26 protein-coding genes and 1 riboswitch are annotated in these 24,018 nt (G+C 61.7%); of the genes, 20 read left to right on the plus strand and 6 right to left on the minus strand.

The genetic code is table 11. The features are described 5' to 3' along the window. Positions 1 to 265: 265 nt before the first annotated feature. Positions 266 to 3,217 (minus strand): Tn3 family transposase, encoded by a 2,952-nt coding sequence (locus BHD06_RS17505; protein ID WP_080458273.1) that lies wholly within the window; start codon positions 3,215 to 3,217, stop codon positions 266 to 268. A 140-nt stretch (positions 3,218 to 3,357) separates the two neighbouring features. On the opposite strand from BHD06_RS17505, the gene BHD06_RS17510 reads away from it, so the two are divergent. From BHD06_RS17510 to BHD06_RS17520, 4 genes are all read left to right on the plus strand, one after another. Next, a complete protein-coding gene (locus BHD06_RS17510) occupies positions 3,358 to 3,924 on the plus strand; it encodes a recombinase family protein (RefSeq protein ID WP_080458274.1) in 567 nt (188 codons plus the stop codon). 349 nt (positions 3,925 to 4,273) lie between these two features. Further along, positions 4,274 to 4,464, plus strand: a riboswitch (cobalamin riboswitch). Between the two features lie 101 nt (positions 4,465 to 4,565). After that, positions 4,566 to 5,576 carry an ABC transporter substrate-binding protein gene (locus BHD06_RS23130; RefSeq protein ID WP_139784781.1) on the plus strand — a complete coding sequence of 337 codons (1,011 nt, stop codon included), beginning with the start codon at positions 4,566 to 4,568 and terminating at the stop codon, positions 5,574 to 5,576. Further along, positions 5,573 to 6,631, plus strand: coding sequence for a FecCD family ABC transporter permease (locus BHD06_RS17515; protein ID WP_376764862.1), 1,059 nt, complete (start codon positions 5,573 to 5,575; stop codon positions 6,629 to 6,631). Before BHD06_RS23130 ends, BHD06_RS17515 begins: the two co-directional genes overlap by 4 nt. Beyond that, complete coding sequence (locus BHD06_RS17520; protein ID WP_080458276.1) at positions 6,628 to 7,389, plus strand: ABC transporter ATP-binding protein; 762 nt, start codon at positions 6,628 to 6,630, stop codon at positions 7,387 to 7,389. The genes BHD06_RS17515 and BHD06_RS17520 overlap by 4 nt, the downstream gene beginning before the upstream one ends. A 65-nt stretch (positions 7,390 to 7,454) precedes the next feature. On the opposite strand, the gene BHD06_RS17525 is transcribed toward BHD06_RS17520, so the two are convergent. After that, complete coding sequence (locus BHD06_RS17525; RefSeq protein ID WP_080458277.1) at positions 7,455 to 8,108, minus strand: GntR family transcriptional regulator; 654 nt, start codon at positions 8,106 to 8,108, stop codon at positions 7,455 to 7,457. 269 nt (positions 8,109 to 8,377) lie between these two features. Here BHD06_RS17525 and mce point away from each other — a divergent pair, with 269 nt between their 5' ends. The 3 genes from mce (at position 8,378) to BHD06_RS17540 (ending at position 9,574) form a co-directional block, all read left to right on the plus strand. After that, complete coding sequence (gene mce / locus BHD06_RS17530; protein WP_080458339.1) at positions 8,378 to 8,782, plus strand: methylmalonyl-CoA epimerase; 405 nt, start codon at positions 8,378 to 8,380, stop codon at positions 8,780 to 8,782. A 305-nt stretch (positions 8,783 to 9,087) separates the two neighbouring features. Beyond that, entirely contained in the window at positions 9,088 to 9,297 is a 210-nt protein-coding gene (locus BHD06_RS17535; protein WP_080458278.1) for a helix-turn-helix domain-containing protein, read from the plus strand. Between the two features lie 76 nt (positions 9,298 to 9,373). Further along, the gene (locus BHD06_RS17540) at positions 9,374 to 9,574 is read left to right on the plus strand and encodes a hypothetical protein (RefSeq protein ID WP_080458279.1); all 201 of its coding nucleotides are present in this window, start codon (positions 9,374 to 9,376) and stop codon (positions 9,572 to 9,574) included. Here BHD06_RS17540 and BHD06_RS17545 read toward each other — a convergent pair. Next, a complete protein-coding gene (locus tag BHD06_RS17545; RefSeq protein WP_080458280.1) occupies positions 9,568 to 10,146 on the minus strand; it encodes a hypothetical protein in 579 nt (192 codons plus the stop codon). The two genes, BHD06_RS17540 and BHD06_RS17545, sit on opposite strands and share 7 nt — an antisense overlap. Before the next feature lie 132 nt (positions 10,147 to 10,278). Between BHD06_RS17545 and BHD06_RS17550 the strand changes: the two genes are divergently transcribed. The 13 genes from BHD06_RS17550 to virB11 all read left to right on the plus strand — a co-directional run bounded on the left by BHD06_RS17550 (position 10,279) and on the right by virB11 (position 21,556). After that, positions 10,279 to 10,593: a hypothetical protein gene (locus BHD06_RS17550; RefSeq protein WP_080458281.1), complete on the plus strand. Its 315-nt coding sequence runs from the start codon at positions 10,279 to 10,281 to the stop codon at positions 10,591 to 10,593. A gap of 79 nt (positions 10,594 to 10,672) precedes the next feature. After that, complete coding sequence (locus BHD06_RS17555) at positions 10,673 to 11,230, plus strand: lytic transglycosylase domain-containing protein (RefSeq protein ID WP_080458282.1); 558 nt, start codon at positions 10,673 to 10,675, stop codon at positions 11,228 to 11,230. A 16-nt stretch (positions 11,231 to 11,246) separates the two neighbouring features. Next, the gene (locus tag BHD06_RS17560; RefSeq protein ID WP_080458283.1) at positions 11,247 to 11,528 is read left to right on the plus strand and encodes a TrbC/VirB2 family protein; all 282 of its coding nucleotides are present in this window, start codon (positions 11,247 to 11,249) and stop codon (positions 11,526 to 11,528) included. A 15-nt stretch (positions 11,529 to 11,543) separates the two neighbouring features. Continuing rightward, positions 11,544 to 11,822, plus strand: coding sequence for a type IV secretion system protein VirB3 (locus BHD06_RS17565; protein ID WP_080458284.1), 279 nt, complete (start codon positions 11,544 to 11,546; stop codon positions 11,820 to 11,822). Then, positions 11,812 to 14,190: a type IV secretion system protein B4 gene (locus BHD06_RS17570; protein WP_080458285.1), complete on the plus strand. Its 2,379-nt coding sequence runs from the start codon at positions 11,812 to 11,814 to the stop codon at positions 14,188 to 14,190. Before BHD06_RS17565 ends, BHD06_RS17570 begins: the two co-directional genes overlap by 11 nt. Positions 14,191 to 14,392: 202 nt before the next feature. After that, a complete protein-coding gene (locus tag BHD06_RS17580; protein ID WP_080458287.1) occupies positions 14,393 to 15,499 on the plus strand; it encodes a lytic transglycosylase domain-containing protein in 1,107 nt (368 codons plus the stop codon). Then, positions 15,496 to 16,263, plus strand: a complete 768-nt coding sequence (locus BHD06_RS17585; RefSeq protein ID WP_080458288.1) for a type IV secretion system protein — start codon at positions 15,496 to 15,498, stop codon at positions 16,261 to 16,263. Before BHD06_RS17580 ends, BHD06_RS17585 begins: the two co-directional genes overlap by 4 nt. 8 nt (positions 16,264 to 16,271) lie before the next feature. Next, complete coding sequence (locus BHD06_RS17590) at positions 16,272 to 16,697, plus strand: hypothetical protein (protein WP_080458289.1); 426 nt, start codon at positions 16,272 to 16,274, stop codon at positions 16,695 to 16,697. After that, positions 16,698 to 17,711 (plus strand): type IV secretion system protein, encoded by a 1,014-nt coding sequence (locus tag BHD06_RS17595; RefSeq protein ID WP_080458290.1) that lies wholly within the window; start codon positions 16,698 to 16,700, stop codon positions 17,709 to 17,711. Positions 17,712 to 17,728: 17 nt separating this feature from the next. Continuing rightward, positions 17,729 to 18,409 carry a virB8 family protein gene (locus BHD06_RS17600; RefSeq protein WP_080458291.1) on the plus strand — a complete coding sequence of 227 codons (681 nt, stop codon included), beginning with the start codon at positions 17,729 to 17,731 and terminating at the stop codon, positions 18,407 to 18,409. A gap of 5 nt (positions 18,410 to 18,414) precedes the next feature. Then, positions 18,415 to 19,137 carry a TrbG/VirB9 family P-type conjugative transfer protein gene (locus BHD06_RS17605; RefSeq protein WP_080458292.1) on the plus strand — a complete coding sequence of 241 codons (723 nt, stop codon included), beginning with the start codon at positions 18,415 to 18,417 and terminating at the stop codon, positions 19,135 to 19,137. A gap of 2 nt (positions 19,138 to 19,139) precedes the next feature. After that, positions 19,140 to 20,567: a TrbI/VirB10 family protein gene (locus BHD06_RS17610; protein WP_080458293.1), complete on the plus strand. Its 1,428-nt coding sequence runs from the start codon at positions 19,140 to 19,142 to the stop codon at positions 20,565 to 20,567. After that, positions 20,567 to 21,556 (plus strand): P-type DNA transfer ATPase VirB11, encoded by a 990-nt coding sequence (gene virB11, locus BHD06_RS17615; RefSeq protein ID WP_080458294.1) that lies wholly within the window; start codon positions 20,567 to 20,569, stop codon positions 21,554 to 21,556. The genes BHD06_RS17610 and virB11 overlap by 1 nt, the downstream gene beginning before the upstream one ends. A 139-nt stretch (positions 21,557 to 21,695) precedes the next feature. Here virB11 and BHD06_RS17620 read toward each other — a convergent pair whose 3' ends face one another. The 3 genes from BHD06_RS17620 to BHD06_RS17630 all read right to left on the minus strand — a co-directional run bounded on the left by BHD06_RS17620 (position 21,696) and on the right by BHD06_RS17630 (position 23,696). Next, positions 21,696 to 22,217: a hypothetical protein gene (locus tag BHD06_RS17620; RefSeq protein WP_080458295.1), complete on the minus strand. Its 522-nt coding sequence runs from the start codon at positions 22,215 to 22,217 to the stop codon at positions 21,696 to 21,698. 179 nt (positions 22,218 to 22,396) lie between these two features. Beyond that, complete coding sequence (locus BHD06_RS17625) at positions 22,397 to 23,338, minus strand: toll/interleukin-1 receptor domain-containing protein (protein WP_080458296.1); 942 nt, start codon at positions 23,336 to 23,338, stop codon at positions 22,397 to 22,399. Positions 23,339 to 23,447: 109 nt separating this feature from the next. Then, the gene (locus tag BHD06_RS17630; protein ID WP_080458340.1) at positions 23,448 to 23,696 is read right to left on the minus strand and encodes a hypothetical protein; all 249 of its coding nucleotides are present in this window, start codon (positions 23,694 to 23,696) and stop codon (positions 23,448 to 23,450) included. Between the last annotated feature and the right edge of the window lie 322 nt (positions 23,697 to 24,018).

Genomic DNA, 24,018 nt, shown 5'->3' on the forward strand with positions numbered 1-24,018 from the left:
CGGTCGTGGCCATCCAGACCAACCTTCGCAAGCAGAACGCGTATCTGTGTCGACATGGGTTTCCTCCCTATAAGACTCGCTGTCGAAATTTCGTATACGGAATACGATTGCTGGAAAAATGTCAAGCGCCTTCGAAAATTACTGTCGGGGGAACCGGAAATATGGCCCTGAAACCAACAAATGCTATTTGTTATCAGACGATTAAGGCCCCATCGGAAGGTTTCTTCGTAGAACCACGCTAAGGGGGAACTTTCAGAGAACATCTTCACGTTCCCCAGTCTCTGGCTGGCCTGATGTTCAGCGGTCGCGCAATTTTGCGGTCAGCGGCTCTAGAATGCCAATCAAAGTCGCCGGAAAGGATGACGTGCTCCCACCCGAGCGGCGAGGTATGCGGAAGCAGCTTGGCGTCGTAGAGCGGGCTGGCCTGTGCGAGGTGGCTGGCCGCTTTGTCCATGTAGATCGTGTTCCAGAACGTGATGGCGGCGATGACGAGGTTGAGCGCCATGGCCCGTTTCTGTTGAGCCGCGTCAGAACGATCATGAATGCGCCCTTGTGAGTGGGCAAAGACGGCCCTGGCCAGCGAGTGCCGCGCTTCGCCCTTGTTGAGGCCTGCGTGGCATTCCATGCGCAGAGCGGCGTTTTCGATCCAGTCAAGCATGAAGAGTGTGCGTTCGATCCGACCGATTTCACCGAGGGCAAGATACAGCCTGTTTTGCTGGCGGTACGCCCCAAGCTTTCGCAGGATTTCAGACGGTTTCAGAGATCTGTCGCGGATGCTGGCCGCGAGTCGCATGACGTCGCCCCAATGCTGCCGGATCACCTCTTCATTGATAGGCTTCCCGATCAGAGGCGACAGGGTAGGCCACGCCTTCGCGCCACCGAAGCACGCCAACCGCCGGTCGGGAAAGTCGCGCAAGCGCGGGGCAAACGTCATCCCCAACAGATGGAACAGGGCAAAGACGTGGTCCGACACGCCGCCGGTATCTGTGTAGTGAACGAGGGGGTCAAAACTGGCCGGATTGCCCAGAAGACCGTCGAGCACAAAGGGCGCTTCGCCCGCCGTCGCCCCGATGACGCTGGAATGGAACGACCCGTACTGGCCCGACAGGAAAGAATAGATTTTCAGGCCGGGATCAGGCCCGTACTTGGCATTGATGAGTCCGCTGCCACGATTGGCAGAGAAGAACTGGCCATCTGATGAGCTGTGCTCAGCCGCGCCCCAATGTCGCGCGAAGGGCAGACCATGATGGGCATCGACAATGCGGCCCAAGGCATCCGCGAATGTCTCGGGCCGAAGGTACCATGTCTGCGCCCAGGTCAGTTGCGCATGGCTGACACGCGATGAGGCGTGGGCCATCCGCTCCAAGCCGAGATTGGTGGCTCCAGCCAAGATCGTGGCCAGAACTGCAGCGGGTTCATCGTGCTGCTTGCCAGACCGCAGGTCAGTGAAGGCATCAAGGAACCCGGTCTGCGCATTCACCTCCCAAAGCAGCTCCGTGATGCGGATACGCGGCATCACGGCGTCGATGGCCCGTTCCAAACGCACCGCAGCAGGAGGTGTCACCGCATCATGTGGTGTGATTTTCAGCCGCCCACGCTCGATACGGACGCCGATAAGAGCATTGCGTTTCAAGGCGCGGTCCACTTGGTCAAGACGTTTCGCCAACATGCTCCGGCGATCAGCCAGCCACGCGTCCGGATCGGTCTCGAAGCCTGCATCCCGCATGACAGTTTCAGCCGTGTCCCGGGGCATCAGGTAGCTGTCGAACCGGCGATACTCACGACTGCCGTCGACCCAGACATCCCCGGCACGCAGGCGGTCTCGTAAGGTGGACACAATAGCGGTTTCATACACGCGCCGTTGTGGCTGACCGCCTTGGACGATCAGCGACGGCCAATGCTTGGCGGCAAACGGCATGGGCAGATTATCGGGCAACTTGCGTTTGCCGGTGCGGTTCTGATCCCGCAGCAAGGCGATGGCGTCCTTGAGATCATCCCCCGCATCGGTCGCATTGAATTGGAAGGCCTCCAGAAAGGCAGGGGCGAACTTGCGCATATACGCATAGCGCTCGGTCGCCAGAGAAAGCGGGTCACTGGTTGCCAGTTCTCCGAAGCTGGCGATTTCGTCACGCTTGCCCAGGAGCGTATCCCATCCGACATCCGCATCCAGCGCAGCAAAGGGGTCTTGACCCAGGTCTTGTGCGCGGGCCATGGCATCAATGGATGCGCCGAAGAGCTGCATCAGCTTGCCAACCCGGGTCTTCCCTATACGCCAAACCTCCTCCTGATGGTTGCGGGATCTTGAGAAGAGCTGGCCGGTCAATCGCTCGAACATGGCGATGGTCGCGTCGGTGATCGTGACGGATAAATCCGCCATCTGCGCCGCGAGTGTTGCGATCCGCCGCCGCACGCCAAAGTCGTTCAGCAAGCTCACGGGCGCTACAGCACCCTCGCGCGCGAACTTGAGCAGCCGGTCCGGGTGCAGCCCCTGGCCAAGATCTGGCGGCAGATTCAATGATCGCAGATATTTCAAACGGTCCAGAAGCGCGGCCATGCTGGCCGGGCTGGTCGAGTGCGGAAAGCCGCGCAACCACGTGAGCCGCGTTTGCCCTACGGACGGGTCATTCACCAAGAGCGCCTGCAAATGGTCACGCTGCTCCAGTGAGAGGGCATCAAACAGCGCCGCGGCAGCCTCCCTTCGCGCGCGCGCCCGGCCCTTCAAGGCGAGGCGCTCAAGCGTGTCCACGCTCGGCAGCGCCAAACGGTGCTTGCGCAGGTCCGCAATCAGCGTCTCGACAATCGTCACGCCATGATCCGTCGCAAAGGCCGCCCTCGTGGCGATATCCTCCGCCTGCTGCACATGTTCAGATCCGAAAGGGGACAGACCCAAATGGCGCATCGCGAGGGCATGGTGTTCATGCCGCGTATTTCGCCTGACGGCATATTCACCGAGAGAACAAGCATCGATCTGAAGTTGCTCTGCAAGCCAGGCGATCAGTTCAGCTGGCGGCATGATGTCTTCGCTCCACCCCAAACCAGGGTAGCGCAGCAGACAAATATGCACCGCAAAGCCAAGGTGGTTTTCGGCGCGGCGGCGAGTACGGATCAGATCAATGTCATCTCCGCTCAGCAGATAGTGACGGATCAAGGCTTCAGAATCTGTCGGCACCCCGAAGAGGTCCGCATACGCGCGGGAGGAAAGAAGTCTACGGGCCATAAGGCGTCCTCAAAACGTTGTTGCAAGTTTGAAGACGCCCAATATTATAGAGACTGTTAAAAAGACAGATATCCTGCACAAATCCGGGATTAAGGTCACCACCTGCGATTAGGCCCTAAAACGGCCGTTTTGGAGACACCATGCCACGCACTGGCGACATCCTCGGATACGCAAGGGTCTCGACCGTCGACCAAGATTTGTCCGGACAGAAAGATCGGCTGCTACAACACGGCGCTATTCGCGTGTTCGAAGACGTGATCTCCGGCAAAACGTTCAACCGGCCCGGTTTGACAGCCTTGCTTGATCAGGCCAGACCCAACGACACCCTCGCCATCATTCGCCTCGATCGGTTGGGGCGCTCGCTCAAGGAACTCCTGGAAACCGTCGACGGCCTCAAAGCCAGAGAGATCAATCTGATCAGCCTCGAGGAGCGGATCGATACGACTTCCGCCGCCGGAGAGCTCGTGTTCCATGTCTTCGGGGCCATTGCGCATTTCGAGCGCCGCCTGATCTCTGAGCGCACCAAAGACGGCCTGATCAACGCTCGAAAGCATGGCCGCACCCCTGGGCGCCCGCCATTGCACCCCGAGACAATCTCAGCCCTCCAAGATCTCGTCGGCGCAGGTAAATCCGTCGCTCAAGCCGCAAAACACCTCGGCATAGGCAGATCAACAGCTTACAAGGCGATCAGAAATGCCACGCTGTAAGCCATGTTCAGGCTTCGTTCTCCCTTAGCGTGGTTCTACGAAGAAACCTTCCGATGGGGCCATTAAAGAATTTCGGAGAAAGCGGGAATAAAACGAGACAGCCTAAGCGCAATCAGGATGGTCGCCCGGGCGATTGTCGTCCATATGCCCGGGATAGGTGGAATCGAGTGGAATTTCGCCCTAGGCCTCGCGCATGCGCTCCTCTCGGAAAGACCCTCAAAAGGGCAAGCAAGGCGACAGCAGACGGCCCCGGGAAGGGTAGCCGCACGGGGGCGAAGGGCTGATCGGGCATCGTCGTCCGATCGGGATATGACCGGGCACGTGGCCCTTGCCGCCTGCGGCAAATCCTGCCAGTAATCGTCGCGTCGGTTTCCATAGGGAATGAAAAGGGAATCCGTTCCGGCCTCGGCCGGCAAACGGAACTGCCCCCGCAACTGTAGGCGGCGAGTGCCTCTCGACAAGCCACTGGGACCATCCCGGGAAGGCGAGAGCTGCGACGACCCGTCAGTCAGGAGACCTGCCGACGAAATTGAAACCACGACCGGACGGGGTGTGCCGGGGCGGGAAACATGTCGTTGCCGCCTGGCTGCAGTCCGTTTCGCGTCTCCTCCCCCACGGTCCTATCTGACGGGACGGATCAGATGAAACAGACCTTGATCACCACTGCACTGCTGGCAGGTGCCGCAGTGCCACTGCACGCGCAGGAAGCGAACTACCCTCTCAAATTGACGAATTGCGGGCTCGAACTCTCCTTCGATGCCGCGCCGGACAGCGCCGTGACCATCGGCCAGTCGGCGACCGAGATCCTCTACTCTCTCGGCCTCGCGCCCAGGGTCTCGGGCACCTCCGTCTGGTTCAACCCGGTCCTGCCGCAATTCGCCGAAGTGAATGCGGGGATCGAACGGTTGGCCGACAACGATCCCAGCTTCGAGAGCGTGGTCGCGAAGCGGCCCGGGCTGGTTGCTGTGCAGTATGAATGGCACGTCGGCGAGACCGGAAGCGTCGGCACGCGGGACATGTTCCACGAGATCGGCATCCCGACCTATATCCTGCCGGCCGATTGCGACACCAAGGACAACTCCACCGGCGGGGATGGCACGCGCATCGGTGCCTTCGAAACGGCATCGGTCTACAAGGGCATCCGTGAGCTGGCAAGGATCTTTGACGTGCAGGCGGCGGGCGAGGCACTGATCTCGGACCTCCAGGCGACCGAAGAGGCCGCCATCGCCCGCGCCGAGGCGCTCGACCTGCCGGGCGATCTGTCGGCCGTGTTCTGGTTCTCCTCCGCCGATCTCGAGATCGACCCCTTTGTTGCCGGGCAGCTCGGCGCACCGGGCTACATGATGTCGAAGCTTGGCATCGACAACGTGATCGAGTCGGCCGAGGAATGGCCAACCGTCGGCTGGGAAAGCATCGCGCGGGCAGATCCCGACGTGATCGTCATCGCCTCCATGGACCGTCGTCGGTTCGAGGCGGACGATGTCGAGAAAAAGCTCGAATTCCTGAGCACCGACCCCGTCGCAAGCCAGATGAAGGCCGTGCAGGCCGGACGGATCGTGCAGATGGACGCCCATGCGATGAGCGCGACGATGCGCTCGGTCTACGGGCTCCAGACGCTGTCCGAGGCGCTCTCGGAGATGTCCTTCGAATGACCATGGTGGCCGAGCCCGCACGCGTCATGGTGAGGCGCGGCCTCTGGCTGGCGCCTCTCCTGCTGGGAATGACGGTTTTGGCCGGAACGGCAATCGGAGAGACGAGGTTGCCGTTCGTCACCGTGCTTCGAACACTGGCGAACCATCTCTGGGGCGCGGGCTATCCCGTGGACCGGATAGATGCGGGGATCATCTGGAGCTACCGCCTTCCGCGCGCCATCGTCGCCGCATGCTGCGGTGCGGGGCTGGCGCTGACAGGGGTGGTCCTGCAAGCGCTGCTGCGCAACCCGCTGGCCGATCCCTACCTGATGGGGCTCTCGGCGGGCGCCTCGACCGGCGCGGTGCTCGTGACGGTCGCGGGCGTGGGGGGCGGCGCGGTCTCGATGTCGCTCGGCGCGCTGACCGGTGCGCTCTTTGCCTTTGGCTGCGTCCTTGTGCTTGCCCATGCCGTCAGCGGCGGCGCGGGAGGAGGACGCGGCACACAGGCCGCCGCCGCGATCATCCTTGCGGGGATCGCCGGCTCGCAGATGTTCAATGCGCTGACCGCCTTCACGATCGCCCGCTCGGCCAATGCCGAGCAGGCACGGGGCATCATCTTCTGGCTCATGGGGAACCTTTCGGGCATCCGATGGGAGGATGTCAGTGCCTGTGCCGCCGTCTCGCTTACGGGGGTGGCGCTCTGCCTGTGGCACCGGCGCGGGCTCGACGCCTTTACCTTCGGCGCGGACGGCGCCGCCTCGCTTGGCATCAACGTTCCAGTGCTGCGCGGCAGCCTCATCACCGCGACGGCCGTGATGGTCGGGGTGCTGGTGTCAAAGGTGGGCGCCATCGGGTTCGTCGGGCTCGTCGTGCCCCATGCCATGCGGTTTATCGTGGGCACGCGTCACGACCGCCTCGTTCCGGCCTCGGCGCTGGCCGGAGCGATATTCCTTGTGGCCGCCGACGTGATCAGCCGCATTCTCGTGCCGGGACAGGTGCTGCCAATCGGGGTCGTGACCGCACTCGTCGGCGCCCCCGCCTTTGCGCTGATCCTCTTGCGAGGAGCGCGCAGATGAGGGTCGAGCTGCGGCAGCTTTCGGCCAGGGTCCATCGCACACCGCTGCTCGAGAACATCTCGGTCGACATCGGACGGGGCGAACTCTTTGGCCTCATCGGCCCCAACGGATCGGGCAAATCCACGCTGATGCGGTGCCTTGCGGGGCTGCATCGCCCCACCTCGGGTTGCGTCCTGGCGGATGGCAGGGATCTGGGGGGCTTGCCCGCGCGGCACCGTGCCCGTCGCATCGCGTTTGTCGAACAGCAGGCCGAAACGACGGACCGCCTGACCGTCCGCGACGCGGTGGAGCTGGGCCGCTCGCCGTATCTCTCGCCGCTTCGGGGGTGGGGCGGCGCGGATGATGTTGCGGTGGAGCGCGCCCTGACCGCCGTCGAGATGACCGCCTTTGCGTCGCGACTGTGGCATACCCTTTCGGGCGGCGAGCGCCAGCGTGTCCACATTGCCCGCGCCCTTGCCCAGGATCCCGATGTCCTGCTCCTGGACGAGCCGACGAACCACCTCGACATCCGGCATCAGCTGTCGCTGATGGCGCTGGTACGCGGCTTGCCCATCACCCGCGTGGTCGCGCTGCACGACCTCAATCAGGCCACCGCCTGCGATCGGATCGGGGTGCTGTTCGGGGGCCGACTTGTCGCGGCAGGCACTCCCCGGGAGGTGCTTACCGAAGACCTGCTTGCCAAGATCTTCGGCGTGGCGGCAACCCGCCATGCGGCGCCGGACGGATCGCCAAGCCTGCATTTTTCCCATGCCCTTTAGGGACATGCCCTGAGCCGCAAGGCTCCGGCAGCGTTCGGCGACAGGCTGTCATCCCGCGCGCAGGATCATTCGCTCTGCAGGCGGATCTGGCGCGGCGCGGCGTTCACCATATGCGCCTTCATGAGTTCGGCGGCGCTTCGCACGTCACCGCGCACCATGGCACTGAACACCTGCTCATGCTCTTTCCAGACCCTCAGGGAGGTGCCCGGAACACTGAGCACCTCGCTCATCGCGCGTTGCAGATGACGCCAGTTCAGCATCATCGTATCAACAATGATCAGGTTTCCGCTGAGCTGATAGATCAGGCTGTGGAAATCCATGTCCGCCTGCAGGGCCGCAGCGTGATCGGCGCTTTGCACGCATGACTTGCCGCGCGCAATGATCTCCCGTCCGAGACCGACGGCCTCGCTGGTCATCCGCTCGCAGGCAAGTTCCACCGCCAGCGGCTCTACCACCGTCCGGAATTGATAAATGGAGTCAAAGAGGTTCTGGTCAATCGGCGCCACAATGACACCGCGCTTGCCGGTATCCTGCACAAAGCGTTGCGCCTTAAGCATCGCGATTGCGCTGTTGATGGGTTGCCGAGACACGTTGAGCTTGAGTGCAAGCTCGTCCTGATTGAGCCGGTCGCCAGGTCTCACGTCACCGCAACAGATGGCTTCGAGCAGAGCTTCGTATGCTTTCTCTACCAGCGTCTTGTTAGGAGCGAGTGCTTCCATTGTCAGATATCCTACGTCTCTACCTCAACCACCTCCCCCTTCTGGATACCGTAGTGAGGAAAGTAGGTCAACATTTCGAATTTCGTATACACATCGGCCAGCGCAAGTGCTACATCTCGCCCAGTTGCGCTACAAACAGCGCGAACCATCCTACTGATCGGTGATTCAAAAGCAGACAACAAACAGGATAGTTGATCATGGATGCAGGCTCGAAGGATGGAGTTCGTAGCCCTAAGGCTTTGAGCATAGAAACTCACGGAGAAATATTGATGATTGGTCGCCTGAATCACATAGCAATCGCGGTTCCCGATATTGAATTCGCCTCAAATCAATATCGAAAATTACTGGGTGCAAAAGTGACTTTGCCAGTGGATGAGATCGAACATGGTGTTACGGTTGCTTTTATTGAACTGCCCAACACCAAAGTCGAGCTGATTACTCCTTTTGGAAAGAACTCCCCCATCGCTAGATTTCTTGATAAGTACCCCTCAGGCGGCATTCACCATGTTTGCTACGAGGTCGAAGATATTATCGCTGCGAGAGATAAGCTTCTGTCAAAAGGCGCGACATTTCTTGGAAATGGGAATCCTAAAATTGGAGCGCATGGAAAGCCAATTCTTTTTCTGCACCCGAAGGATTTTCAGGGAACATTGATAGAGATTGAGCAGTCTTAGGGTAGATTCACTTCGTTATCTCAAATCCTTCTGACCTGACTTGGGGCGCGCAAAAATTTCTCACGATCCCGTACAGAAAACCAGCAACAGACATTTGCCAAGATTAGCACTGAGAGTGCTTTGAGGAGTCTCGCAAAGCGAACGCCAGCGGCATCAATGCAATAAAACCCCCAAGAGAATGGTTATCGCTCGTATCAGAAAAATGACTTGGCGACTGTACTCGCGCTTGACATTATCTCATCTGAACGACGAATGTAACATATATCGCGTGGCGATATTTCACGCATCATGTCCGTCTCAACGGCATGAACTTGCGGGACCGTGTAGCACTGAACATCCAGGACTTGAGACGCGCCCGCGGCCTGAGCCAGGAGGAGCTTGCTCATCGGGCCGACGTGAGTCGCGGCCATATGGGCAAGGTCGAGAACGCCAAGTTCGCAGCCTCTCTCGACCTTCTCGAGCGCATTGCCAAGGCCTTGAAGGTCGACCCAGCCGAACTCTTCAAAAAACGCTAGCTCCTTCCCGCCAGCCATCGCTCGGTTCGGCTTTCATGCGCCGCAATCGCTAGTTTAACGGCATGGCAGGAGTTCTATGCGCAAGAAAAAAACAGGCTGGCCCTTCCAAGAAGGATACCTACGCGAAGAAACGCGCGAGACCCATGTGTTCACCGATTACCGTTGGAATACGGGTGTCGTGTGGCGAGATTGGAAGGTGGATCCGCAGAACGTGGATCTGGAGCGCGTCACGATCAGACATTTTTCGCTCGGTTTGCCCCAGGAAGAAAATCAATAAGAGAACCACTCCGACTGGCCCATGTTGCCCTCGTAGTCGCCGTATTCGACCATGATGCTGCGGGAATAGAAGTGCCATAGGCCCCCTCTGTTCGGATAGGCGATCTCCTGACCGCTTTCCGAGACGAATGTCGCGGGCCAGGGCGTGTGGGATCCGTAGACCCGCTGGATGTAGTGGCAGGTCCGGTTCTCGCGATCGCAGGAGCGGATCGACCAGTCCCACTGACGCGGCTCGTCACGCGGCTCGTAGGATCGCCCGGTGAACCAGATCACATGGGTTCGGCTTAACCATTCATATTCGGGCAGATTGGTGTCGAGTTCGCCCTCTCCACCCGGTCCGCCCAGCTCGACCGGCACGTGAGCGAAGGTACAGACCCCGAAGGGCGGCAGGCTCGGCCAAGGCGTGATGCGGCGGATCATGGTGCGATAGGCCCGCGCGCAGACCGCGCTCGGGGGGAAACCACCTGCCATACAGAGCATAATGGCGCAGTCGATGTCATAAGCCTGCGCCTTCTCCGGGGCTCCAAACACCGCCATCACTCCCAATGCAGCTGCCATGATCTGCCGCTTCATTTCACCCTCCCGCACAAGTTGCGCAGACTATCGCGCAATATGTATTTCTCTGCAATATGTCGTATTGACTCTATATGACTTTATGGCCTTAGTGTCGTGAAGTAGAAGGGCTCTCGTGGGGAGAGTCCGAACATGCCGATAGCGCGCAACCAGATCCTGATCACCATCGATGGTGTCAAAGACTTGTCCGAGAAGGGCATCGCGTACCGCTGCCGGTATGAACTCGTGGGGTTCACGGACGATGGCAAGCCGCGCTACCAGTGCATCTACCTGCGCGAGGGCGAGCCGGAAGCCATTCTGGTCTCGACCCGGATCACCCCGCACGGGCCAGAGCCGCGGTATTTCAACATATGGCCGGGGCTCTTCAAACATCACCTCGAGTTTGGTGACGGGCGCGATCTGCGCTTTGGTCCTGATTACAGCATCACCCTCGAGGAGCGCGGCTGACGTAATCGCCTTCACCCGCGACGGGGCTGCCCGGACTTCTGGCTGGACCTTCCACGGTGAGCGCCCTGCATGGGCTGGTTTGGAACATAGCGCTGAGGCCGAGGTCGTTCTGGCCTCGTTGGACGCCACGCCGCCTTCCAGTCACAGCGGAATCCTTGCTCTAATCCGCGCCACCGCAGATCGCCACCAAGGGAACCGCGCCCTCCGCCAGGTTGGTCTGAGTGACGACGACTGGCAGTTCCTGTTCCGCGCCCTGGTCGAGACTGAAAGCAGCTACAATCCGACTGCCCTGAGCCCTAAGGGCGCCTATGGTTTGGGCCAACTGATGCCGGACACGGCCAGCAGCCTCGGAGTCGATCCGCGCGATCCCTCCCAGAACCTCGATGGCGCAGCGCGGTACCTGCTCGCGCAGCTCGCCACGTTCAAGGACATCAACCTGGCGCTCGCCGCCTATAATGCGGGGCCGCACCGCGTGGTCGAGTATTCCGGCATCCCACCCTTCGCCGAGACCCGCGACTACATCGCACGCATCCACCGGATCCGGTCCCGGCTGGCAGGCACACCCGTTTCCACGCCGGACATCCGCGTCGCAGTCCGGGTGCCTACGCGCGCTCCGGTCCTCATCGATCTTCAGTAGAACAAGGGAACTTCGCATGCTTCGACATCGCCTCAGCCGCCTCTTGCCTATCGCCACAACCCTGGCGGCTTTCGCAAGCCCATCTTTCGCGCAAGACTTGTCGCCGATCCAGACCATGCTGGAAACCGTCGAGGCCGCGCTGACCGGTCCGATCGGGATCGCGGTCGCCACGCTTGCGGTCATCGGCACCGGTTTCATGTGCATGATGGGACGGCTCAACTGGGGCTGGTTTGCCTCGGTCATCATCGGGATCGTGCTGATCTTCTCGGCCGGCACCATCGTTGACGGCTTCTCCTGAGAACCGAGTAGAGCAGTGGCAGAACGATCCCCCCTTTTTCTGGGCCTCGCCCGTCCGCCCAAGTATCTGGGCCTCCCTGTCGGATACCTCGTGGTGCTGGCGACCGGGGTCGTTCTGCCGTTCATCTGGACGAAGTCCATGGTGTTCTTCCTGATCGGCCTTGTCGCCTATCCGATCCTCTGGTTCGTCGCCGACCGCGAGCCGCATTTCTTCGAGGTCCTGCGCGTCTCCTACGGCTCGGTGCGCCCGGCGAAGAACCGGGCCCTGCACGGAGGCGACAGCTTTGGCGCTTGATGCAGGCACTCTTTCCACTCACGGAACCGCTCTGCTTCAAGCTGGCGGCGGGGCGTTCGCGCGGGAGAGTTATCTCGCCGAGCACCTACCGTATTTTGCCCTCGCCGATGACGATGTCATGGTCCTGCGCGAGGGCGATCTGATGGCGACCTTGCGGCTTGATGGTCTGAACCCGATGACCACTGAGGACGCCCGGCTCGATGCGCTCAAGCGCGCGATCGCGGCCATCGTCGCCCAGACCGGTAACGCCTTCGGTTTCTACATTCACCGGATCTCGGTCCCGCAGGATCTCGGGATGCGCCCCATCGAAGGGGACAGTTTCGCCGCGGCGATCGACGCGCGCTGGCAGGCCCATGTCAAAGACCTGCGCCCGGCCAAGCGCCAGCTCTATCTCAGCGTCATCCGGCGCCCCGACATCTCCGCGCGTATTCCGCTCCTGCGCTCCCTCGCCCGCAAGGCCTGGGTCAAGGACCGCGCGACGCGGGTGCAGGAACTGAACGAGGTCATGGGCTTCTTCGAGGTGGCGCTCTCCTCGGCCAACCCCGTCAGGCTTACGAAGTCGGGCGGCGAATGGCTGGGCTACCTCAATACGCTGAATGCGGGCAGCTTCTCTCCGATTGCCTTCGGCCAGAGCGCCCTGCCCCTCTCGCACACCCTGAGCAATTGCCGCGCGACCTTCGACGGCGACGTTGTCACCTTGACCGACGCTGTGACAGGCACGGTCAAATACGGCGCGCTCTTCTCGATGAAAACCTATCCGGCGCTCACCGACGTCACGCTGCTCGATGCGCTCGATCTGCCGCTCGACATCGTGCTCACAAACTCCTTCAGCCCGATCCCGAACAACATCATGGCCGAACGCATCCAGCGCATCATCCGCCAGATGCATGCCTCCGACGATGCTGCCGTCTCCTTGCGCGAACAACTTGGGCAAGCGGCCGACGATCAGGAGGCGGGGCGCATCGCCTTCGGCGACCATCACCTCTCGATCGCCGTCTATGCCCCCGACCGCGACACGCTCGAGCGCGCCGCCGCCCAGATCAAGCGTGTCGGCCAGGAGATCATGTCCGTCATCGTGCGCGAGAACATGGCGCTGAAGGCGACGTATTTCGCGCAAAGCCCGGGCAACTTCGGCTACCGGGCGCGCAAGACGCCGATCTCCTCGATCAACTTCGCCGACTTCGCGGCGCTTCACGGCAGCGTCGAGGGTCGCGGCCCGGACCAATCCCCCTGGGGCCAGAATATCTCCATCCTGCCAACGGTCGGCACCTCGGGCTATCGCTTCAATTTCCACGAGGCAGGCAATGCGGGCAAGGAACCGACCGTCGGCCATACGCTCGTGCTGGGCCGGACCGGCACCGGCAAGACGCTGACCACCGCCTTCCTCGCGGCGCAGGCGCAACGGGTCGGCGCGCGGCTTTTCTTCTTCGACAAGGATCGCGGTCTAGAGATGGCGGTGCGCGCCCTCGGTGGCCGCTACAATGAAATCCGCGCAGGCGTGCCGACAGGTCTGAACCCGCTGATGACCGAGACCGACAAGCGTGGTCGCGCCTGGCTCTCGGACTGGCTCGCGACACTTCTCACACGGAATGGCACGCTGACCGGCGAGCAGTCGCGCCATATCCAGAGCGCTGTGACCCAGAACGCCCATGCCGGGAGCGCGCTCCAGAAGTTTTCCAGTTTCGAGACCCTGTTCCAGTCGCTCGATGACGATGGCGAGTTGCAAGCCCGTGTCGCCGAATGGGCGCCCGGCGGACGTTATGGCTGGGTTTTTGAGGCGCCAGAGCACGGGCGCGGTCTCAAGATGTCCGGCGACATAATCGGGTTTGATATGACCGAAATCCTCGACATGGCCACCGAGCGGATGGCGGTCCTCTCCTACATCTTCCGCCAAATCGAACGCGTGGTCGAGGATCGCCGCCCCACCATCATCGTGCTCGACGAGGCCTGGAAGCTCCTAGACGACCCGTATTTCGGGGCGCGGCTCGAGACCTGGTTGGTCACGCTTCGCAAGATGAACTGCGTCGTGATCATGATGACGCAGTATCCGAGCCAGCTGCGGGACAGCCGCGTCGGCAAGACCATCGTCGAAACGGTGCCGACCCAGATCCTCTTCCCGAACGACCGCGCCATCATCTCGGACTACGACTTCCTACGCGTGAACGCTAAGGAGGCGGCCCTTCTCGTCCAGCCCACCATCGGCCAGCGCATCGCGCTTGTGCGCTCGGCGGGCGACAGCGTCTTCGTCGATGCCGATCTCTCCGCGCTCGGCGACCTCCTGCCCATCCTTGGCGGCGGCGCCACCGGCGAGGCCCGCGTTCCGGCCGATTGGCGCGCCAATCCCGATTTCTGGAGACATGTACTGTGAGTTCAAAACCCCTCCTGGCGCTTTGCGCGGCCGCGAGCCTTCTCTCAGCCTGCGAGACATACACCGAGAAAACCTCGCCCTGCTTTGGCCGAAACGGCGCGCCGCAGGTGACGCGGTCCGCGCTTTCCTTCTCGACCATGGGCACTCCGGTTCAAGAGACGACCAAACCCGACTGCACCTTCGAACCCCTGCCCCGTTCGGAATGAGCCGCGCCGCAATCATATTCGCCGGGCTCTGCCTTGTTGCCCTGCCCGCGCACGCCCAGGGCGTGCCGACGCAGGATAATTCCGCCATCGGACGTGCCATCGCGCGGGTGACGGCATTGGCCGAGGATCTGGGCGTCCAGCAGGACAAGGATCGGACCGAATCCACCTTGGCGGACGTGCAGGCCGATCAGCTGCGCGTCCTTGAGGAGATGACTGCGGCCATCACCGGCCCCGGATTTGATATCCACGCGCTCGAGGGCAATGCGGATTTCGGGGTGGCGGCGGTCTATCCCAATACCGATCCGAGTCCGATGAACAATCGCCTTTTTGGTGAGGGTCGGGAGACGGTCGAGATGATGATCGTCGAAGTCGCGGGCGAATTCGCAGGCGCGCCCGGTGTGGCCCGCGCCGGTCTCTCGGCCACCCAGTGGCGCTGTCTCTTCCAGGCCCTGATCAAACAGGAAAGCCGCTTCAACGTCGCCGCCGAAAGCCCGGTCGGGGCCTATGGGCTCACCCAGCTCATGCCCGGCACGGCCTCCGATCTCGGCGTTGACCGCTATGACGTGAAAGACAACCTGCGGGGCGGGGCGCGCTACATCACGACCCAGCTCAACCGTTTCGGCAATATCCCCCATGCGCTCGCGGCTTATAATGCGGGTCCCGGTCGGGTGATCGAATATGGTGGCGTGCCGCCCTTTGCCGAGACCCAAGGCTACGTGCGCCACATCTCGAAGTTCTACAACGAATACCTCGCCGTCGTTGGGGGTGCAGAAGCGCTCGGCACGCTCTCCCCCTCGGACTTTGCGCTGGCCGAATATGCCAGCATTTCCGAAGCAGGCGTCTATTATGCGGCTGACAGTTCGGCGACCACCGAACAGGTGATCAATCGCCTCCGCGCCATCATCCTGCAGATCGACGCGCAACCCAATGCCAAGGCGGCCTGGGAGCTCAACACCTACGCCAAGGCCGAGATCGGTCGCATCCTCAATCTCCGCGTCCGGCTGATGGCGGCAAACCATCAGCGTGAGGCGGCCTATGCGCAGCACCTCGTCGCCGACCGGCTGGCCGAGCGCGACTTCATGCAGATGGGAGTTCCCGAATGAGACAGCTTCTCCTGACCGCCGCGGTGGTCACCACACTCGGGTTTGCTTCGCCCGCCTCGGCTCAAGGCGTGCCGACTTTCGATGGTTCAGCGCTACAGCAGTTCGTCGCGCAGCTCGAACACATGGCTGAGGACCTGAATGTCCAGATGCAGCAGCTCGCCACCATGCGGCTGGAGCTGGAGACCCAGCTGTCGCAGCTCACGAACCTCGAGGCACAACTGACCTCCCTCATCGAGGGCAGCGGGCTCGGAGAACTCTTCGCCACGGTCGAAGAATTCCGAGCGCTGCGCGGCAAGTTGGTCGCCCCGCTGAACACCGCGCAGTCGCTGGCCAGCGGCGATTTCCTGAGCGGTTTCAATCCCGGTGCCGAACTGTCGGCCTCGGTCGAGCGGGTGCTTTCGGGCAGTGGCTTCACCTCGGAGCGCCTGAGCACCCTCTCGGGATCGGATCAGCCTGCCGACAACCGCATCGCCGCCTCGGCCGGGGCCAGTGCCATGCTCTCCGTCGCCGCGCAGGAAAGCCACGAAGAGGCCGGGCAAAGCCTCGAGCGGCTCGAGACCATGGTCGGACTGATCGATGATCAGGACGGGCTGAAAGCCGCCGTCGATCTCAACACCCGCGTCACCGCCGAGCTCGGGATCATCCTGACCCAGATCTGGCGGCTGGAAGCGGCGCAAGGCGTCAGTGCCGGCCAGCTTGGCGTCGTCGATGCCGCGACCCTCGCGGACGAGCGCAAGTTCCGCTCGATGGCGGTAGATCCATGAGGCAATCCATGGCCCGCAGCTTGGCTCCAGTTCGGTCTCTTTGTCTCGCAGCCCTTGTTCTGGCTCCCCTGCCCTATGTCGCGCTGGCCCAGACCCCGAGCACGAACCCTTCCGGCGACACGCCCTTCAACTCGATGGCCATCGCGCGGGACGAAAAGGACGCATGCCGGGTTCCGAAGCCGCCCGCCGATCTGGCCGAAACGGCTTACCTGCGCAACGGCTACCGGGCGATTCTGCGCATCCTGATCGCCGAAGAAGCGCTCGCCTCGGAAACCTGCACCTGCCTGCTGGACGACCTCACCTGGGATCAGGCACTTGATGCCCTGCCCCGGTTCCAGACCTCGGACAACCCACGCCTGCCGTTCAAGGTGCTCGATCTCTACGCGCAAGCCGACGCGCTCGAGGCGCAAGTCGTGGAGGCCTGTGCGGAATAGATGGGCGTTATTCGCGACATTCTGAGCCAGGTCGACGCCGCAGTGAACACCGTGGCGCAGGACGGCTTTGTTTCTTCGGCGGCCTCCGTCGGTAATGTCATCTCGGCGGGCGCGACCCTGCTCCTTGTCCTTCTGGGCATCAACGCGGTCATGCAGCTCCGTCCCCTGCCCTTCGGCACCGGCTTTGCCTTCGGGATGAAGGTGACGCTCGTGGGCATATTCGCGCAGAGCTGGGATAATTTCAGCGTCATCTATGGCGTGGTCACACAAGTGCCTGACTCCATCGGTGCCTCGATCCTCGCGCTTACCGGCTCGGGCGATGAGGCCGGGGTCTATGAGAGCCTCGACAATATGGTGGCCCGCATCACAGCCTATGGCGATACGATCGGCGACCGCGCGGGCTGGGTCTTCGGGGCGGTTCTGGGTGCCATCTTCTTCGTCCTTTCCGCCGTTTTCGCCGCCGTCACCGCGGGGATCATCGCCTTCGCCCGCATTGTCTTCGCGCTGATGATCGTGATCGCCCCCTTCATGATCGTAACCTCGCTGTTCAAGCCGACCCAGTCCCTCTTCGAGGCCTGGACCCGCGCCACCATCGGCTATGCGCTCATGCCCGTCGCCGCCGCAGGCGCAGCGGGCATCATCGTCGCCATCGCCGAGGCCATCGGGGATGCTTCCGCCGATCCCGGCGATGTCGAGACCGTCAGCCTCATCCTGCCCTTCCTCGTGATCCTCATCCTCAGCGCCGGGATCATGGCCTCGGTCCCCTACATCGCCTCCAACCTCACCGGCGTTGTCGGCATTGCATCCAATGCCGTGGGCCTGACTGGCCTCGCGCGTCAGGGTTTTGTGAACACGCGCCAGTATGGCACCGGCACCACTTCGCGCCTCGTCACCGGAAAATCACCGCACGAGCTGAACCAGATGGCCAATGCAGGCGTGGTGAAGACCGGTGAGATGATCCGGCAAAGCCCCGGCGCGCTTCTCTCCGCCGCCAAGGCCTTCCGCAAACCCTGATGTGAAAGACGACGACTTTGAAGAAGACGGTACCTAGTTCCCCCGCGCCTGACCGCGACGCGTTTGAAGCGGATTTCATCTACGGGCCAAGACGGCGCGAGCGCTTTGCCTGGTTCGTTGCGGCGGCAGGCGTGCTGGTCGGCGTGGCAGGCATGGTTGCGGGCGCGAGCCTCTTTCCGCTCAAATCGACCGAGACCTTCGTCGTCGTGGTCGACAAGGAAACCGGCGAGATGGACCGGGTTGCCGCCGTCCAGGCGCTGACGCTCTCGGAAAGTGACGCCATCATCCAGGCCAATCTCGTGGCCTATGTGGATGACCGAGAGACCTATGACCTGACCGATGGCGAGCAGCGCATCAATTCGGTCCTCGACCGCTCGGATGGCGATGCCGCCCGCACGCTGCGCGATCTCTGGTCCTCCAACAACGAGGACTACCCGATCACCGTCTATGGCCGCGACGCCAAGATCGAGGTGGTGATCAAGTCGGTGAACCAGATCGAGCGCGGCGTGGCTCAGGTCCGCTTCACCCGCACGCTGCGCCGGCCGCGCGACACGCGCACCGTCACCCGGTCCTACGCCGCCACAGTCGGCTACGACTTCCAACCCGTAACCCGCCAGCGCCTTCAGGACGTCTGGGCCAACCCCTTGGGCTTCGTGGTGACCTCTTACCGCGTCGACGCCGAGACCCTGGAGAACTGACCCCCATGAAATCCCTGCCCGCGCTGCTCCTGGCGCTTGCCATGCCTGTTGCCGCCTTCGCCGAGGCCACGCCGCAAGGCGGCCCGCTCGATATTCGCATCCGCACCGCCGTCTATAATGAAAACCAGGTCTACCGGATCGAAACGGATCTGAGGCATTCGACGACGATCCATTTCGGGGCGGGCGAGCAGTTTGAAGCAGTGATCGTCGGCGACACCGAAAGCTTCCAGGTCGATCCGATCCCCGAGCTTGGCAATGTGCTGACCATCAAACCGCATGTGGCCAATGCCTCGACCAACATGACGGTCATCACCAACCGCCGCACCTATTCTTTCCATTTGCGCGAGGGTTCGATCCCGAACCGGACAGGCATGTTCTTCGAGGTCCGCTTCCGTTACCCCGACGAAGAACGCCGTGCCACGGGGGCCTCCCAGCCCAAGGGGTTCGAGGCGCCACGCAACTACAACTACCGCGTCTCGGGCGAGGGCGACTTCCGCCCCAGCCATATCTACGACGACGGGCGCTATACCTACTTCGTCTTCCCGGAAAACGGCCGTCAGCCCGCCCTCTTCAAGGCCGACGACCAGGGCCGCGAGCGCACCGTGAACTGGACCCAACAAGGAAATACCGTCCGGGTGCTCGGGGTGAACACCTATTGGACGCTGCGCATCGGCGACGAGGCGATCTGTGCGATGCGCGACGAGAGCGCCATCTATGTGAGCAACTGACCATGGCCGATCAAACCCCTCCCGATCTGCAGGACCGCCTCGATCAGTTCAGCCAACGCGGCAAATCCAAACGCCGGGGCAACAGCCTCGGGGTTGGCGCGCTCGCTGCCGCCCTCGCCCTTGGCGGTGCCGGGGTCGCGTATTTCCTGGCGACAGGTCTGCAGGAAGGCGACAGTGCGCTCGAGACCTCTGATGTCGAGACCTTCCAGGACCGACGCCCCGGCACCGGCGGACGGCTGGAGTTCCCGCCTGACGAGACCGAGCAACGGGTCAATGACGCGCTGATCGCCGTCGAGGAAGCGCTCGACGTACCCGCCGCCCCTGCCCCGGAGGCAAGCGCCGAGGTGCTGGCCGAAATCGCCAAGCTGCGCGAGGCCCTCGCCGCCAGCCAGGCCGCGCGGAATTCGGAAATCCAGTCCGCCGTCGCGGATCTGCGCGAGGCCTTCGACGAGCAGAAGACAGCACTGGAAGCACTTATCGCGGAGAAAGAGGCCGAGCTTGCCAACCTGCGGCGCCAGACCGAGACCCGCATCGAGGGGCTGCAGGCGATGCTCGATGCCGAACGGGCGCAGCGCGAGGGGCTCGAGGCTGAGCTCGATCGCGAGGGGCTGATCGCCGATCAGCGCCTACTCGAAGAACGCCGCCGGCAGGAAGAGGAACAGCGCCAGCGCGAGGCCGAACGGGTCGCCGAGGAGCTTCTGACCGCGCAGATCAAATCCCCCGCCGTGGTCTATGCCGATGGTCCGCGTGGCGGCCAAAGTGGCGCGGCGGTGGCCGAACCTGCCGCTGCTGCTGGCGCCGGGGGGCCGGAGCTCTCTGCCAATGAGCGGTTCCTGCAGACAGCCCGCCCGCTCGAGGTGCAGGAGGCCGCCCGCCTCACCCACCCCGAGCGCACGCTGACCCAAGGCTCGGTCATCCAGGCGGCGCTCCAGACCGCCATCAACAGCGACTTGCCCGGGTCTGTCGTGGCGGTCGTCTCAGAGCCAGTCCCGGCCTTTTCCGGGGACCAGATCCTGATCCCCCGCGGCTCCCGCCTTTTTGGCCAGTACCGCTCAGGGATCGACATGCACCAGAAGCGCATATTGATCGTCTGGACCCGCGTTCTGACCCCGGACGGCACCTCGATGGAAATTGCCGCCGTCGGCGGGGACCAACTCGGCCGCTCGGGCCTGACCGGCCTCGTCGACACCAAGTTCGCCGAGCGCTTCGGCGGGGCGGCGCTGATTTCCGTGATCGGGGCAGCACCGGCCGTCGCGGCGGAAAGTGCCAACAATGAAACCACCAGCATCGTTCTGGGCGATGTCGGCAGCGATCTTCAGGACGCGGTCGGGTCCGTCATTGCCGATCAGGTCTCGATTGCGCCGACGATCTATGTCGATCAGGGGGCCTCGGTCACCGTGCTCGTAGATAGAGACGTGGTGATTTACTGATGGATCAGGCGTCGCCAGCCTCGTACCTCGAACGCTATCTCGACCCGTTCCGCGACCTTCTGCGGCGTGACGACGTGGTCGAAATAGCGATCAACCCGGACGGCAAGGTTTGGCTCGAGGTCGCGGGTGACGCCACAATGCGCCACGAAGGCCAGACCGTGGATCGCACCACCGCCCTCAACATGGCCCAGACCATCGTCGGCGACGCCAAGGCCCGCGTCTCTGAAAAGAACCCCCTCGTCTCCGGCAAGGTAGAATATGCGGGCCGGCCACTCCGGGTCCAGGTCGCTGTGCCGCCCGCCATCGATCGCGGCGCCTCGATCACGATCCGTCTCTTCGCCTCGGGCAGCGTCCGGGATTACGCCCCCGCCTATCTCTTCGGCAAGGCCGTCTCGCTCGACGCGCTCCGCGCCGAGAAGATGAAGAACATTGCCAGTCTCGCCGAGGAGAACCTCGAGGCGGCGCTGCGGACTCTGGTCGAGGCCCGGCTCAACGTCCTGATCAGCGGCGGCACCTCAACCGGCAAGACCACCTTCGCCCGCCACCTTCTGACGCATGTGAGCGAGCACGAGCGGCTGATTACCATCGAAGACGCCTTTGAGCTTTTCCCCGGCCAGCCGAATACCGTCGCCCTCTTGGCCGACCGCGGTGCCGGCTCGCAACGCAGCGCCAACGCCCTTCTCCAGGCCTCTCTCCGTATGCGCCCCGACCGGATCATCGTCGGCGAGCTGCGCGGCGCCGAGGCCCTGACATATCTCGAAGCGATCAACACCGGTCATGGCGGGTCTGTCTCCACCATCCACGCGGAAACCGCAGAACTCGCCATCGACCGGCTGGCGATCATGGTGCTGCAGGCCGGCACACCGCTGACCTTCGCCGAAGTGCGCGAATACATCCGGAAATCTATCGATGTGATCGTGCAGCTTGGGCGGGCCGAGGGGAAGCGGGGGATTACGGAGTTCTATTTGCCGGGTGGACGAAGCCATTGAACGTTGACGGATTGAAAGCAGATTAGCGACGTCTTGAGTGCAGTGATATCGGTGAAACGTTCGGACACATATGGCGCAACGATCACCCTATGACATAGCAAGTATCTGTTCCTGGCTTCGAAGGAGAGGTGGCTGTCGCCTAGACGCCGTGCTGAAAGATCGGGGGGTGCCCATTGTCCCAATCCTCTCGGTTCAAGAAGATTCGGTACGAGTTGAGGTGGAAGGCGGCATTTCCGAGATCCTTCACCGGATCTAGGGTGTCAACATGGATGAAGTGGCGATAGGAGACCCGGAATCCGTCGCCAGGTGCCGCACGGAAGTGAATGCCCTGGGGCCCGATCGTCAGGCATGCCTCTTGCTGCGGATCGTTCATCTCAGACAGCGAAGAAGCCGCGAAATCAGGCTGTAATATCCAGTCGGTTCCAAAGGAGATACACCACTCGTCCGCTTCCCATTGGAATATCCGATGCCAATTGGCTTCGCCTTCACGCCCGAAGTCAGGGTTCAATAGCAGAACCGTCGGTTTGTCGTTGGGCTGATCCAATGGTTCGGAAAGCTTAATGCCATAGATCGGCTGATGGCCGTACCTCTTGAGGAGAAACAGCGTACCTTTCGGCTCCTCGGCTAGAGCGGCTGATTTTGCGTTCAAAGTGCTTCGCATGTGTGGTCTCCCTCACGAGCGTTCATTCCCAACCCCTCCGGATATCGGTTCGATAGCATTCCGGACAATGCACCGCGCTGGTCGGCCGCTTTTCACGGCGAGCCTCGCGACGTTCGTACTCATCGACCACTTCGACTTCGAAGCGGTGCCCACAATTGTTGCAGCGGAACTGAATACGCTCAGTCATAGCTGATACCTGCGTTGCCAATGAACTCATTCCAGAGCACCTCAGCTGCTCGCTCTGGAGTCAGCCGTTCGTCACCTTTACCGAAGACGTTCATGGTTTGAATCAGGAATTGCTCGTAATCATCGGCCGAAATTTTGAAACCGCCGTTTGCTGTGTTGTCACCGGCGTTTTCGTTGAACGAGTAGTAAATATCGCCAAGAGCGACCTGCGAGCTACGGCAGTGCACTGAGATGTGGGCCGTACCATTTCGATGTCCGCTGTTGACAACCGTTGCCCCAAAAGAGGTCGCGCTTCTGTCAACGAAGCGTCCGCGAAATCCATCGATTGAGTCGATTTCGATGATCGCTCGTCGGAAGTAATCCTTGAAGGTGGCGAAGGCAGCATCGCGGAAATCACCCTTGTCGATTTGGTCGAACTGCCGCTTTGCTCGGTAGCGTGCCATCGGAGGGCGTGTGGCCGACGGCTCATCGGCTACCTTCGCCGCAGCTGCAGGTAGGGCTTCAGCTTCAATGATGCGTCGAAGCTCCTGCACGACATTTAGGTAAGCGGTGTTTGGATTGGCCCATGCGCTGATCGCCTTGCCGTCCGTCGGCACGGCCTTCAATTGGCGCAACTCCCTCATCGCTTTCCAATCGCATTCCTCCACGATGATCGGCACTACACGGGCGGTCCCTGCGGCGTGGCGTTCAAGCGCGCGTCTCATTTCGCGCTCGACACAGTAGTCGGATGCGATGAAGTCGGGGCTCACCAGGAGCAGGAACAGGTCGGAAGCCTCCAGTTCCCGTTCAATTTCAGCGTCCAGTTCGCCACCAGCCAAGATGTTTCGATCATACCAGGTCTCAATACGCCCTTCCCTTGTAAGGTTCTTGAGGTGGACGTGCAGCCGATCAAGCGCGGCCTTGTCGTTATGAGAATAAGAAATGAATGCCCGCATCTGCTCAACTCAAATGTTTAATGTTTGTTCATGATTTACCCAAAGCGCTACCTACGCGAGACACGGCCTGTAACGCTTGCGCCCGAAACCACTGATATACTGTCTACAGTCAGCGCTTCTTGTTCGACTGGGACAACACCGAAGCGGCAAGTGTCTTTGTCTTTTCAGAATAGCGATCGCTGCGAAGTACCTTTGACGCGAGGTCCTCCATTTCCGCTCCGGTTTGCCGACTGGTCTTTGACTGAGACAACGCCGAACCAGCAAGCTTGCGGGCGATCTGTGAAGAGCCAGGTTTGAAAAGGGTGTCTGCTGCAAGCGAGGCAACCTTGGTCGAAGTTCCTTTACGATTTACCGCCATATTATCCTCCATGTGGTGTTTGGTTTGCTTCTAGATACCAGCTGTGGGATTGGAGCCAACTTTTCGCAAGCTTCATCAGTGACATTTCAAAATGGTAGCCTCGCCTCAAAAAGGTCTGACGTGTCTTCGTCGCGCCGCCTGCTCAGGCCTTCACCAAGATGCAGGCACGGATGTTTAATACGTGTCAGGCCTTTGCCGCCCTCAAAATGGACCCACCCTCCTCTGGGCATGCCCACGCTTACGATCAGCGCCCCGCATATTGGACAAGTCCGCCTGAAGGATGCGCCCTTCTTGCTTTCACAATCGCCTCGAACTGCCCAAC

The organism is Roseovarius sp. A-2 (assembly GCF_002072155.1).
In the GTDB taxonomy this organism is placed as follows: domain Bacteria; phylum Pseudomonadota; class Alphaproteobacteria; order Rhodobacterales; family Rhodobacteraceae; genus Roseovarius.